The sequence below is a fragment of the Pseudomonas sp. HP_12 genome, assembly GCF_055283955.1.
Window position 1 is genome coordinate 15,120 of record NZ_JBTOQG010000059.1, and the last position, 12,700, is coordinate 27,819.

14 protein-coding genes and 2 tRNA genes are annotated in these 12,700 nt (G+C 60.5%); 9 read left to right on the forward strand and 7 right to left on the reverse strand.

Features of this window, described 5'->3' with window-relative positions; all coding sequences use genetic code 11:
• The first annotated feature begins 55 nt into the window (after positions 1 to 55).
• A complete protein-coding gene (locus ACYASU_RS22735) occupies positions 56 to 820 on the forward strand; it encodes a TerC family protein (protein ID WP_192172472.1) in 765 nt (254 codons plus the stop codon).
• A gap of 131 nt (positions 821 to 951) precedes the next feature.
• On the opposite strand, the gene ACYASU_RS22740 is transcribed toward ACYASU_RS22735, so the two are convergent.
• On the reverse strand, positions 952 to 1,116 hold the full coding sequence (locus tag ACYASU_RS22740) for a hypothetical protein (protein WP_166650453.1): 165 nt from the start codon (positions 1,114 to 1,116) through the stop codon (positions 952 to 954).
• A 238-nt stretch (positions 1,117 to 1,354) separates the two neighbouring features.
• On the opposite strand from ACYASU_RS22740, the gene ACYASU_RS22745 reads away from it, so the two are divergent.
• Positions 1,355 to 2,056, forward strand: a complete 702-nt coding sequence (locus tag ACYASU_RS22745; protein WP_463584150.1) for a peptidase C39 family protein — start codon at positions 1,355 to 1,357, stop codon at positions 2,054 to 2,056.
• A 25-nt stretch (positions 2,057 to 2,081) separates the two neighbouring features.
• On the opposite strand, the gene ACYASU_RS22750 is transcribed toward ACYASU_RS22745, so the two are convergent.
• A complete protein-coding gene (locus ACYASU_RS22750) occupies positions 2,082 to 3,365 on the reverse strand; it encodes an NAD(P)/FAD-dependent oxidoreductase (protein ID WP_346628948.1) in 1,284 nt (427 codons plus the stop codon).
• Positions 3,366 to 3,613: 248 nt separating this feature from the next.
• Here ACYASU_RS22750 and ACYASU_RS22755 point away from each other — a divergent pair.
• A tRNA-Val gene (locus ACYASU_RS22755) sits at positions 3,614 to 3,690 on the forward strand.
• A gap of 111 nt (positions 3,691 to 3,801) precedes the next feature.
• On the opposite strand, the gene ACYASU_RS22760 is transcribed toward ACYASU_RS22755, so the two are convergent.
• Positions 3,802 to 4,023 (reverse strand): hypothetical protein, encoded by a 222-nt coding sequence (locus tag ACYASU_RS22760; protein WP_197983806.1) that lies wholly within the window; start codon positions 4,021 to 4,023, stop codon positions 3,802 to 3,804.
• Positions 4,024 to 4,199: 176 nt separating this feature from the next.
• Positions 4,200 to 4,523: a hypothetical protein gene (locus tag ACYASU_RS22765; protein WP_282371330.1), complete on the reverse strand. Its 324-nt coding sequence runs from the start codon at positions 4,521 to 4,523 to the stop codon at positions 4,200 to 4,202.
• 309 nt (positions 4,524 to 4,832) lie between these two features.
• Between ACYASU_RS22765 and ACYASU_RS22770 the strand changes: the two genes are divergently transcribed.
• From ACYASU_RS22770 to ACYASU_RS22780, 3 genes are all read left to right on the forward strand, one after another.
• A tRNA-Val gene (locus ACYASU_RS22770) sits at positions 4,833 to 4,909 on the forward strand.
• 255 nt (positions 4,910 to 5,164) lie between these two features.
• Positions 5,165 to 5,722: a DUF4174 domain-containing protein gene (locus tag ACYASU_RS22775; protein WP_192172478.1), complete on the forward strand. Its 558-nt coding sequence runs from the start codon at positions 5,165 to 5,167 to the stop codon at positions 5,720 to 5,722.
• A 78-nt stretch (positions 5,723 to 5,800) separates the two neighbouring features.
• Positions 5,801 to 6,160, forward strand: a complete 360-nt coding sequence (locus tag ACYASU_RS22780; protein ID WP_244655915.1) for a 2-oxoacid ferredoxin oxidoreductase — start codon at positions 5,801 to 5,803, stop codon at positions 6,158 to 6,160.
• 100 nt (positions 6,161 to 6,260) lie between these two features.
• Here the strand turns inward: ACYASU_RS22780 and ACYASU_RS22785 are convergent, their stop codons facing one another.
• Entirely contained in the window at positions 6,261 to 6,893 is a 633-nt protein-coding gene (locus ACYASU_RS22785) for a DUF5666 domain-containing protein (RefSeq protein WP_463584151.1), read from the reverse strand.
• Positions 6,894 to 7,172: 279 nt separating this feature from the next.
• Between ACYASU_RS22785 and ACYASU_RS22790 the strand changes: the two genes are divergently transcribed.
• The 3 genes from ACYASU_RS22790 to ACYASU_RS22800 are packed head-to-tail and all read left to right on the forward strand — an operon-like array spanning position 7,173 to position 10,037.
• Positions 7,173 to 8,264, forward strand: a complete 1,092-nt coding sequence (locus ACYASU_RS22790) for an ABC transporter substrate-binding protein (protein WP_463584152.1) — start codon at positions 7,173 to 7,175, stop codon at positions 8,262 to 8,264.
• The gene (locus ACYASU_RS22795) at positions 8,251 to 9,249 is read left to right on the forward strand and encodes an ABC transporter permease (RefSeq protein ID WP_463584153.1); all 999 of its coding nucleotides are present in this window, start codon (positions 8,251 to 8,253) and stop codon (positions 9,247 to 9,249) included. Before ACYASU_RS22790 ends, ACYASU_RS22795 begins: the two co-directional genes overlap by 14 nt.
• A complete protein-coding gene (locus ACYASU_RS22800) occupies positions 9,243 to 10,037 on the forward strand; it encodes an ABC transporter ATP-binding protein (RefSeq protein WP_463584154.1) in 795 nt (264 codons plus the stop codon). Before ACYASU_RS22795 ends, ACYASU_RS22800 begins: the two co-directional genes overlap by 7 nt.
• 78 nt (positions 10,038 to 10,115) lie before the next feature.
• On the opposite strand, the gene dacB is transcribed toward ACYASU_RS22800, so the two are convergent.
• Both dacB and ACYASU_RS22810 read right to left on the reverse strand, forming a co-directional pair.
• Complete coding sequence (dacB, locus tag ACYASU_RS22805; RefSeq protein WP_192172483.1) at positions 10,116 to 11,582, reverse strand: D-alanyl-D-alanine carboxypeptidase/D-alanyl-D-alanine endopeptidase; 1,467 nt, start codon at positions 11,580 to 11,582, stop codon at positions 10,116 to 10,118.
• 386 nt (positions 11,583 to 11,968) lie between these two features.
• Entirely contained in the window at positions 11,969 to 12,313 is a 345-nt protein-coding gene (locus tag ACYASU_RS22810) for a YggL family protein (protein ID WP_463584155.1), read from the reverse strand.
• Positions 12,314 to 12,700: the final 387 nt, after the last annotated feature.

A 12,700-nucleotide genomic window follows, 5' to 3' on the forward strand; every position in this document is an offset into this window, starting at 1 on the left:
TTCCGTCCCTAGAATGCCGCCCTATCCCTTGAACTGATCCTGGACACTCGCGTATATGGAATACCTTCTGGAACTGGCTGCAAGCCCAACGGCGTGGATCGCTCTGGCGACACTCGTCGTCATGGAAATCGTGCTCGGTATCGACAACCTCATTTTCATCTCGATTCTCACCAACAAGCTGCCGGTTCATCAGCGCACCAAGGCGCGCCGGATCGGTATCAGCATGGCGTTGATCCTGCGTCTGGGCCTGCTGACCACCGTGGCGTGGATTGTCCAGCTGACCGCGCCGGTGATCGAAGTGTTCGGCCAGGCCTTCTCCTGGAAGGACATGATCCTGATCGCCGGTGGCCTGTTCCTGGTCTGGAAGGCAACGACCGAGATTCACCACAGCGTCGACGTCAAAAGCGAAGCCGAGAAAGCCGCGTCCAGCACCGTCACCCTGGGCATGGCCGCTGCGATCGGTCAGATCCTGATGCTCGACCTGGTGTTCTCCATCGACAGTATCGTCACCGCCGTTGGCATGACCGAGCACTTGCCGATCATGGTCATCGCCGTGGTGGCCGCCGTAGTCGTGATGCTGGTGGCGTCGGAGCCCCTGGCCAAGTTCATCAACGATAACCCGACCGTGGTCATGCTGGCGCTGGGCTTCCTGATCATGATCGGCATGACGCTGATCGCCGAAGGCTTCGGCGCCCACGTTCCGAAAGGCTACGTGTACACCGCCATGGCGTTCTCGGCGCTGATTGAAGTGCTGAACATGCTAGTTCGTCGGTCCCGCCAGCGCCGCCTGGATGCCGAAGCGCAGGGCCAGAAGGTCTGACGCCTGGATAAGCTTCGCCCGCCGATAAAGAGCGAAGCAGCACAAAAGCAGGGCAATAAAAAACGGTCGGGAATGGGATGCCATTACCGACCGTTTTCATTTGTACGGTGATCAGTCGTTACACGGCAGTATCAATGGGCCGTGACATGACGGATTTTGCGTTGTGCGCGTTCTACGGATTTCGCGGCTTCGGTTTCCCGATAATGCGGATGATGGCGACGCGAGATACGCATCACCCCCCACAACATGGCGGCCGCAACGGCCAGCCAGGCAGCGATCAACATCACAATGGTCATTCCGAGGCTCATGGCTTCCTCCGGCTCTTCTCTTCGTCTCTTAGTAACCGACAGTCTAGCCTCCCTGTTGTTGCCAAAAATTGACCGGTGGTAGGAATTGCATGACCGATTTGTTCTATCCACTCGCGTTGACAGCGTTTCGGGCTATACCGCAACCGGTGGCGGCTCTATCATCCGCGTTCCGGCCGGATCCAGGGATCCCTCGCCATCAGTCAAGTGAGTGAAGAACGTGCGGGCATTGACGCGATTGGATAGCGTTGCAGGTCGACGCAAATGGCTGGCGCTCGCCGCCGTGCTGGTCTTGGCAGGCTGCTCGAATGCCCACAACTGGAAACCCGGCTACCCGCCGATGTACAAGACGCTGCCCGACCGGGTTGAAATCAACGCGGTGCCGTCGTTCCGGGGCAAGGATTATCAAAGCGCGCCGTTCGCACTGGCCAGCATGCTGACCGTCCATGGCGTACAGACCACGCCGGGGCTGCTGGAAAAACCGCTCAAACTCCCGGGCGCCGAAGACAAGCTCGACCGCAGCATGCTGGACTTGGCCCGGGAATACGGGTTTGTGGTGTACCCCGTCGACCACGGTTTTCCAGACCTGCTGGCGCAGGTGTCGGCGGGGTATCCGGTCATGGTGCGGTTTTCGGACGGCTCGATGTTCTGGAAAGAACAGCGCTACGGCGTGCTGGCCGGGTTCGATCAGAACAAGCGAACGGTGCTGATCTATACCGGGCCGGGGCGAGTGACGGTGAGCTTCGATTCGTTCACCTCGGACTGGAACGACGCCGGCAACTGGGCGGTGCTGATCCAGAGCCCACGCCAGGTGCCCGTGCCGGTAGACCGTGAACGCTGGCTCAAAGCCGCCAATGATCTGGCCCAGGCCGGTCAGGAACAGGCGGCTGGCGAGGCGGTGAAGGCGCTGAACAATCCAGCTGCCCGTTAACGGTTGGCCGTTCATCGCCTCTGATTCAGAACCCCAGCTTGTCCCGCAGGCTGTAATACCAGGCACCCAATGCAGTCAGCGGCGTGCGCAACAATTGCCCGCCGGGGAACGGGTAGTGCGGCAGGCCGGCGAAGGCGTCGAATCGCTCTGCCTGTCCGCGCAAGGCTTCGGCCAGCACTTTGCCGGCCAGATGGGTGTAAGTCACGCCGTGTCCGCTGCATCCCTGGGAGTAATAGATGTTGTCGCCCAGCCGGCCGACTTGGGGCAACCGCGACAAGGTCAGCAGGAAGTTTCCGGTCCAGGCGTAATCGATCTTCACGTCCTTCAGTTGCGGAAACGCTTTGAGCATCTTCGGCCGGATGATCGCTTCGATGTTCGCCGGATCGCGGGCGCCGTAGACCACGCCGCCGCCAAAGATCAGACGCTTGTCGCCGGAAAGCCGGTAATAATCCAGCAGGTAGTTGCAGTCCTCGACGCAGTAATCCTGGGGCAGCAACGTGCTCGCCAGTTCCTCACTCAGCGGCTCGGTGGTGATCACCTGCGTGCCACAGGGCATCGATTTGGCCGCCAGTTCCGGGACCAGATTGCCCAGATAGGCGTTGCCTGCCACGATCACGAACTTCGCCCGAACCTTGCCCTCGGCGGTGTGCACGACCGGGCTGGCGCCGCGATCAATGCGGGTAGCCGCAGACTGTTCGTAAATAACCCCGCCCAGGGACTCGACCGCCGCCGCCTCGCCCAGCGCCAGGTTCAGCGGGTGGATGTGACCGCCGCTCATGTCGAGCATGCCGCCGATGTATTGGTCGCACGCCACCACCTCACGGATGCGGCGCTGGTCCATCAGCTCCAGCTGCGTGTGGCCGTAGCGTTCCCAGAGACGTTTCTGCGACTCCAGATGGCCCATTTGCTTGGGCGTGATCGCGGCGAAAACCCCGCCGTCTTTGAGGTCGCACTGGATCTGGTATTTGGCGACGCGGTCCCGGATGATCTGCGCGCCCTCGAAGGCCATGTGCCCGAGCAATTGTGCTTCCTTGGGCCCGACGCTCTTTTCGATGGTGTCGATGTCGCGGCTGTAGCTGTTGACGATCTGTCCGCCGTTACGTCCCGAGGCGCCGAAACCGACTTTCGCCGCTTCCAGCACGGTAACCTTGAAGCCGTGTTCCAGGAGAAACAGCGCGCTGGAGAGCCCGGTGTAACCGGCGCCGATGATGACCACGTCGGTCTCGACGTCCCCCTGCAGCCGAGGCCGAACCGGAACCGGATTAGCGGAAGCGGCGTAGTAGGAATGTGGGTATGGCGTGTTCGTCATCCTGTAACCCCTGTTTTATATTTTTTACGAGTGGGCGGATCCTACCTGAGATGAAATTTTGCGGCCAGCCGACGCTGGAGGTTTGCGGGCCTTGACGCGATGCCGGCAAGGCATTGGCCACCGAGGCATGGGCGCGTTCATTTAGCCCGATTCGCCAGTGCAGGGGTAAATAGCTCGCACATTCATAGGCTTAGGGATGAATCAAAGTTGACAGCGTTCCGGATCCCGGTAGAATGCCGCCCCACAGCAGGCACGTAGCTCAGTTGGTTAGAGCACCACCTTGACATGGTGGGGGTCGTTGGTTCGAGTCCAATCGCGCCTACCAAACAAATCCGCTCTGCTGGGCGGTAACAAAAAAGGGTGGCCCGAGAGGGTCACCCTTTTTTGCTTGCTTGAACCTGAATCACCCCGGGCGAGCGGCCATTGCGCCGGCCGATCAGTCGGCCTTGGCGCGGGTAATGCGGCCCGCCCTGATCTCGTCCACATAGGCGCGCAGGCGGTCAGCGTCCTTGTACTGCTGGTTCATCAAGTGCAGCACCGCGACCACGTCCACATCGTTGACCCGTTCGGCCAGTCGGCTGATTTCGCCTGCAGTGCTTTCCAGATTGGCCGCGATGGTGCTCAGGTCACGCTTGAGTTCCAGCGCTGATTTCTTCATGCCCACGGTGCCGCTCTCCACTGTTGATGACGCCCGGGTCCGCGACCCTGGTTGAGGCGCGGCGGCCACGCACTATATCAAAGCACGACGGTAAGCCACGACAACCGGGCACGAAAAGGGCGCTGTTCAAGCGCCCTTAATGATTCGTCTGTAGCGGCCCGCGCCTACGTAGTGCTTCAACCGCCAGCGCCGCCCGCGCTCGACGAACCCGAGCCCTTGCTGCCGCCGCCATTGGTGGTATCGCCACCGGGCAAATCGGCGTCGTTGTTATTGCCGGTGCCATTGCTCATCGACGTGCCGCCGCCAATGCTGATGCCTTTCTTGGTTTGCGTGTCCACATCAGAGCCCTGGCGAGCCGGGTCGCTGCCCTGTACGCGCGGGTCGATGCCGGTCTGGGACGGTGGCGGACCCATGTCTGGCGATGTGGCGCCAGCCAGCGCTGTGAGAGAAGTGCATGTCAGTGCGCAACCGAGGGTGAAGGCAGTCAATAATCTGTTCATCAGGTGATCTCCGTGTCGTGATTCCTTGTCATCATTGGGCATCTGAAGTTCGTCCGAAGTGCCATGATGGCGACAGGCGGCATGTTCGGTGCGCAAGTCGAGGGCCCTCGTTGATTCACTTAAGCATCCGCTGGCGATCGGGAGGCCGGTCATGGCGTTCACCGCCCGAATCTCGCTGATCGACGGCGACTCTGTAGGTTGATCCGCCCATGTCGATGCTACGGGGAAATAATTTGCATATTCATAGGCTTAGTGGGCGAAAAAGACGTTGACAGTCATTTGAATATCCGTAGAATGCCGACCCACAGCAGGCACGTAGCTCAGTTGGTTAGAGCACCACCTTGACATGGTGGGGGTCGTTGGTTCGAGTCCAATCGCGCCTACCAAACAAATCCGCTCTGCTGGGCGGTGACAAAAAAGGGCGAATCGAAAGATTCGCCCTTTTTTGTTGCCCGAAATTTTCCCGTCGGGCCAGCGGTGCTCACGTCAGCCATAGCCCCTATGGCCGGACGTTTTGACCCTATTCGATACCCGCAAGCCTCTGCGCGCCGCGAAATAAATCCGGTTTTTTTCCCGCTACCGTCTGGACCTTTTCCCATGATGCGCGATCATCAGTGCATGGAAATCCAGAGGAGGTGTGTATGTTTAGCCGGTCGTTGACCCTTGCCGTTTTGTTCGCCGTGTCGAGCCCTTTGCTGGCTGCCGACGGTGATGGCCCACTTTCCCAGGAGCGCGGCAAGGCCCGTCCACTGATCGTTATCGCGTCGAGTTCGGCAGACCCGACGCTGGGGGCCCTTAAGAAAAGTCTGGACGAACCCGCCAACAAAGATGGTTTCGCCAAACGTGACATGGTCCTTTACACCATCATCAATACCGTGGGGCAGCGTAACGGTAAAGACCTCGACGCCCAGACCACCATGGCCCTGATCCGCGAACTCAAGCTTGGCGCACAGACAGAAAAACAGGCGCAGGTGATTCTGGTGGGCAAGGACGGCGAGAAGAAAATGACTCACAACGGCCCCATCGATCCGAAGGAGATTTTCAGCACCATCGACCAGATGCCGATGGCCGAGAAGGAAGCAGCCGCCGCTGCTCCACCTGCGCCCGTCGCCGAGCCGAAGACCGCAACGCCGTCAGGCAAATCGGCCAAGCCCGGCAAGGCCGCGCCTGCTGCACCGCCCGCCGGGCTGGATGATTAAGCGCTCGGACGGCTTACCCATGGGGCTCGCTTGAGGTTGCTGGTAACATCGTTCCTTTTTTAACGAAAAGGACGTTTGATGAACGGGACTGGCATGAAACATTGGGCGGGCGCTGTGGCACTGATCCTGTTGTCGGGTTGCATGAGCTTGAATCAGACACGTTCGGCAGGGCCGGCGCAGGTTTACACCAGTCAGAAGCCTGCGGTCGCCGTTGCCGAGTGCATCAAGGTCACCTGGGCCAACGTTCAGCTGTTCGGTGATGTGGCCGACGTGTTCATGGCCAAAGGCGAGCCGGGCGCGTTCACGGTCTACACCACCGAGGGCGAATATTTCGCTGACGTGGCGGGCAAGGCGGGCATGACCAAGGTCAATTTCTACGCCAAGCCCGGCGCCAAGGTGGTTGAGCAACGTGGCGCGGTGCTCGCGACCTGTCTCTAAGTCAGACCTGATTAATTGACCTGCGCATGCTGACCGGTGCTGTTTCATCTACCGGCGCCACGCAGGTTTTTAACGCTACAAGCCCTGCACATTGGCCGCTTCACATTGGCGGCGTCACGCCATTTTCCCCTGCAGAAATCGACAGCGCCGTCAGCGAGTTGTCCGAACCTTTCTGCGCCTGCAGCACCACCTTCACACCGGGCTTGAGCAAGCTGCGATCGCCTGGCACCAGGTTGACGATCGGCACGTCATCAGGGATGACGATCTTCTTCTGCCCGCCTTTGTAATTCACCGTGATGGTGCGGCCATTACTGGCGACCAGATCGCCGACCGATCCGTTGGTCATCGTGCTGTCCGGCGTCAGGTCAAAGGCCCGATGGCCATCCCCCGTGCCCGCCATTTCCGGCGGGAACACATGCACCTCGAGCGCCTTCAACGAACCGTCCGGCAGCGGCACCGCGGCGGAGCCTATGTAGCTGCCCGGTTTGATTTCCGACACCTGCGCCAACGTGACGCCGCGAATCTGCGTGTCAGGCGTCAGCGCAACCTGCAGGTCCTCTCCGCGATTGCTGTGAATTTTCAGCGCATCGCCTTCGATCGCTGTGATGGCGCCGCGCACGCGGGTGGGTTTGCTGTCTTCGGCGTGGGCAGGCAGCGCTGCCGATAGCAACGCGCTGAGCAGTCCCGAGATGAGAAGAGAGTGGCGGAGGGGCTGGGTCTTGGAGGTCTTCATTGGCGACGCGAATCCGGTGATGGGTCGAGCACGCAGCATAGCGGTAGTGCACGAGGTGGTGCATGACATTGCCGTCAGCGAGGACGCTTCGATGCCCCGGACATGCAGGCTGCGAACTCATCCAGATAGACTATTTGCATAGTCATATAGAACAAAAATGAATTTAATTAATTAAATGGCCGGTGCTAATGTTTTAAGCAGTCGGCGAAACCCCAGGATTTGGTTATTAAAAATGCTTGTTCGGCGACGACCATTTCACTCACCGGGTAAGGGAACACCATGGCTGTTTTCGATCAACTGAGCCGTCGGCGGGTGCTGAGCCTCGCCGGCGCTGCGCTGGCATCGCCACTTCTGCTGTCATTACCGCGCGGCGTCTGGGCTGCGGACGAACATGCGGAGCATGCCGGGCACGGCGCCGACGTCAGTGGCGGGGCGAGCGAGCCTGCGGGCACGGGTGAGTTCATCAGGCTCGATCAGCCAAGGGCGCTGAAGCTTGCGATCAACCTGAACGCCGTGTGCCTGGCCCCCGTGGTCATCGCCCACGGGCAGGGCTTTTTCAAGAAGCACAATCTGGACGTCGAGCTGGTCAATTTCGGCAACTCGACCGAAGTGTTGCTGGAAGCCATTGCGACGGGCAAAGCGGACGCCGGCATCGGCATGGCGCTGCGGTGGCTGAAAGCGCTGGAGCAGGGCTTCGACGTCAAGCTGACTGCCGGAACCCACGGCGGATGCCTGCGGTTGTTGACGGCGGCGAGTGGCAACGTGAAGACACTCGAAGACCTAAAAGGCAAGGCCATCGGCGTGACAGACATGGCCAGTCCCGACCGTAACTTCTTTTCCATCCTCCTGAAGAAACATGGCGTCGACCCGGTGCGCGACGTAGAGTGGCGCCTGTATCCGGCCGATTTGCTGGGTACGGCGCTGGAGCGCGGCGAAGTGCAGGCGGTGAGCGGCAGCGACCCGTTCATGTACCGACTGATCAACGCCGGCAAGGCTCGCGAACTGTCGTCGAATCTGGTGGAGGACTACGCCAACCTCAGCTGCTGCGTGGTGGGTGTGACCGGCAAACTGGCGCGGGACGACAGACGCGCCGTGGCCGCGCTGACTCAAGCGATTCTTGAAGCTCACGATTACTCGGTCAAGCATCCGGAGGAGGTGGCCAAAGGGTTCCAGGCTTACGCGCTGAACACCACCACCGAGGAAGTCGTCGCCATCCTCCACGATCACACCCATGGACATCACGCCGTCGGCGCGGTACTGACCGCCGAGATCGCCACCTACGTTCGCGACCTGAAAACCGTCGAGGTCATCCGTCAAAGCACTGATGCCAACGCCTTTGCTGCGGAGATCACTGCCGATGTCTTCAGTTGAGCTGGCGGCCGGCGTCGAACGGCTGAAAAAACCGGCGGGGCGCTTCTGGCTGCACGGCGTAGTGGCGGCGGCGGTCTGGCTCGCGGCGGCGCTATTGATCGTGTATCTGCCCAACGCCACCCGTCTCTGGCCGATGACCCAGGGTCTGGCGAATCTGTGCCTGATCATGTCGGGGCTGATCCTGCTGGCGGTAACGGCAGCGCGTTGGTCTCCGCGCATCGCCGCGCGTACGCAAACGCTTGGCCCCTGGCTGATCGCGCTGCCGATTCTGCTCACGATCTGGGAGCTGCTTACCGCCAAATTCGGCGTATTGCCGGTGCCGTTCTTCGCGCCACCCCAAGCGCTGCTGGACGTCTACGTCGAGGACTGGCCGCGTCTCGCCGACAGCCTGTTTCATTCGGCAATTCTGCTGGGCAGCGGTGTTGCCCTCGGCGCACTGACAGGGTTCGTCGCCGGCGTCGCCATCGGCTGGTCGCGGAGCATCGGCTACTGGCTGCACCCGGTGTTGAGGATCCTCGGCCCGGTGCCGTCCACCGCCTTGCTGCCGCTGTGCTTCTTTCTGTTCCCCAGCAGTTGGAGTGCGAGCGTGTTTCTCATTGCGCTGGCGACCTGGTTTCCGGTGACGGTGCTGACGTGGTCAGGGGTGTCGAGCGTCGACAAGGCCTACTACGACGTGGCCCGCACCTTGGGCGCAAAACAGGGTTTTCTCATCTTCAAAGTAGCAATTCCCGCTGCGCTGCCTCACGTTTTCGTCGGCTTGTTCATGGGCCTCGGCGCATCGTTTTCCACCCTGGTGGTCGCCGAGATGATGGGCGTGAAGTCCGGCATCGGCTGGTACCTGCAATGGGCCCAGGGGTGGGCGGCGTACGCCAACATGTACGCAGCATTGTTGATCATGGCCCTGGCTTGTTCGGGGCTGATCTCGGCGCTGTTTCTGATTCGTGACCGTCTGCTGGCCTGGCAGCAAGGAGCAATGAAATGGTAAATGCAGCCAGAGCGGCAAGCGCCGAGCACAGTCGTGGCCTGGCGCTGCGCATCGATAACCTGAGCCACGGTTTCTCCCTCGAAGGGCACAAGCTGCCGGTGCTGCAGCGGGTGTCGCTGGAGGTTGAACCGGGGGAATTCGTCGCCCTGTTAGGACCGTCGGGTTGTGGAAAGTCCACCCTGCTGCGGCTGGTCGCGGGGCTGGAAGGTGCGGGCAGCGGGAGCATTACGGCGGACGGTGTGGCGATCACCGGGCCGGATCCGACGCGGGTGGTGGTGTTCCAGGACCCGACCCTGTACCCGTGGCGTCGGGTCTGGGACAACGTTGCCCTCGGCCTGGAAGCCCAGGGTCTGCTCAAAACCACCAAGGGCAAGGTTGATGAGGCCTTGGCGAAGGTCGGTTTGAGTCAATTCGCACGAGCCTATCCGCGACAGCTGTCGGGCGGCATGGCACAGCGGGTGGCGCTGGCGCGGGCGTTGGTCAACGAGCCAAGACTGCTGATTCTCGATGAGCCGCTGGGCAAGCTCGATTCGCTGACCCGGATTGCCATGCAGCAGGAGTTGATCGATCTGTGGCAGCGCCAGGGTTACACGGCGCTGTTGGTCACCCACGATGTCGAGGAGGCGCTGCTGCTCGCCAATCGCGTCATTGTCTTCAGCGACCGGCCCGCGCAGATCAAGGCCGAGCTGATCATCGATCGTGCCTATCCACGGCACCGTGACGACCCGTATCTGGTTGACCTGCGCAAACAGATTCTCGGATTGCTGGGGTTGGGGCAGAGCTGGTAGGCAGAGCAGGTATGTAAAGGCTGGCCGCCGGGCTGTGCGCATGTCGTCGAGCGACCTTGCACAACCCGGCGCGTGACGTTATTGCTGAAGCGAAATAGACGTGCTCGCCAGTTTCGGCTGGTTGTACAGGCTGACCAGTACTTCATCCAGCACCGAAGACGCACCCCATGGACGCGGGTCGTTGAGGATTGCGACCACTACCCAGGTGTTGCCATTGCTGTCGCGACTGAATCCGGAGATCGCCCGGACGGTGTTCAATGTGCCGGTCTTGATGTGGGCTTCACCGCGCAGGGCGGTACGTTTCAGGCGTTTGCGCATGGTGCCGTCCATCCCTGCCAGCGGCAGCGAACTCATGAATTCGGCTTGAAACGGGCTGTTCCACGCGGCCTGGAGCATCTGCGCCATTTCCCGTGCGCTGACCCGTTCGGCGCGGGACAGGCCTGAACCGTTTTCCATCACCAGATGCGTCGCGATGATGCCTTTCTTCGCCAGCCATTGGCGCACCACACGCTGTGCGGCTTTGGCGTCGTCACCGTCGGCTTCGTTACGGAACTCGGCGCCCAGGCTCAGGAACAGCTGCTGGGCCATGGTGTTGTTACTGAATTTATTAATGTCGCGGATGATCTCCGCCAGATCCGGCGAGAAGGCCCTGGCCAGCAACTTGGCGCTGCCCGGTGTCACGTCCAGACGGTCCTTGCCGAGAATGGTCCCGCCCAGTTCCTGCCAGATGGCGCGCACGGCGCCGGCGGTATAGGTCGGGTGATCGAGCAGGGACAGATAGGTCTGGGAGTTGCAGCCGTCACCCAACTGGCCGGACACCGTGACGGTGATGCCGCCATCGGCTTCCGGCACCGGGTTGTACAGCACGTCGCCGGTGCATTTGCTGGATGACAGCGCCTTGACCTGATTGTTGATGTGGATCGCGGCGATGGGCGGCTCCACCGAAACCAGAATCCTGCCGCCGTCGTTGCGGGTGACGAAACGCAGGGCCTTGAGGTTGACCATCAAGGAGTCGGGGCGCACCAGGAATGGCTTGTTCTTATCGTTGCCATCGTCGTCGAACACCGGCAGTTGCGGTTGTACGAAATGACTGCGATCGAGCACCAGATCGCCGGTCACCTGCTGCACGCCGTTGGCACGCAGGTCGCGCATCAGCAGCCACAAGCGTTCCATGTTCAGCTTGGGATCGCCGCCGCCCTTGAGGTACAGGTTGCCACGCAGAACGCCATTGCTGAGGGTGCCGTCGGTGTAGAACTCTGTTTTCCACTGATGGGTCGGGCCGAGCATTTCCAGGGCGGCGTAGGTGGTCACCAGCTTCATGGTCGAGGCCGGGTTGACCGACACGTCGGCGTTGAAAACAGTCGGGGTGCCGGGGCCGCTGACCGGCAGCATCACCAGCGAAAGCGCATCGTTCTGCAGCTTGCTGGCTTTGAGTGCTTCCTGAACCTTGGGGGGCAGGGCGGTATTGATAGGGGCGGCGGCGATGGAGAACGAGAGGGGCAAAAGCAGGGTGGCGATAAACAGCGGACGCAAAGACTTGATCATTCAATAAACCCTACTGCAGCGAACAACGAAGATGAAGAGGGGGTGAATTCCCTCGCATTGTGAACGATCCACCAGAAAATGCCCGATGGCAGGGCGTGACACTGGCGTTTCGGTAAAGCGGCATTATGCCCCAAGCTTTCGTGACTTGCGCCGGGGTACTGCCGTCAAACGGCGCTATTTTTTGCGCTTGCCCATTCAAAGTCACGTTAAACCGTGGTTTTTTCCCGTAACGCCGACTGCAGGCCGCCATTTCCCAGCAGCATTCGTGACGTCCGGCTGCGGTTTTGTCCGGTGAACACAACAAAACCTCGAATCGCGGACACAAAAAAGCCATCCCGAAGGATGGCTTTTTCAGTATCAGCTCGGCGGGAAGGCCCGCCAGCTCATCAGACAGCCGCGTTGATCGGCTTTTCCGGGTACCAGGCGTCCTGCAGAGGGCTGACTTCAACTTCAGTCAGCTCGCTGCGGCCTTTGAGCCATGCTTCGACAGCAGCGCGCTGTTCTTCGCTGACCGAACCACGGTTCGCCAGGCAAACCAGACCGAAGTCGTCGCCGCCGACGTAGTCCAGACCGTTAGCGTCCATGGCCTCTGTCAGGAAAGCGTCGAGGAAAGCATCGATGGCCTCGTCATCCAGGTCCTCTTCGAAGCCCAGCTTCAGTTCGAAGCCCAATTCCTGGAATTCGTCGACACAGAGTTTTTTGCGCAGACGACGGGAGCGGTTAGTGGCCATGAAGCGTTCCTCTTGAGTAATTTCGGGGCGCAGTCTATCAGCTTCGTCCTGATGGCGCCTGCTTGATGCTGATCAGGGTTGTCGCATTTCTCACTGTGGTCGGGGAGGGGCTGGCGCTGGCGCTGGCGCTGGCGCAGAGAGCTTTGGGATGACTCATAGCCATGATGCGCGAAAAGTTGCGCACTCGTTTCGTGAGAATGGGGTAGTTGATGGGTTGGAGGCCACGTCGTTCGTAGTGTGCAGACGAGTGCGCAAGAAGTTGCACAGGGGTGCGCAACTTCTTGCGCACTTCTTCTTTGTTTTCGGGTTTAGCGTTCGCTTAAATCTGGCTTTATTTCTCGTAAGCAATTGATTTTGCTTCGCTAATTTATAGCTGGCATAGCCCTT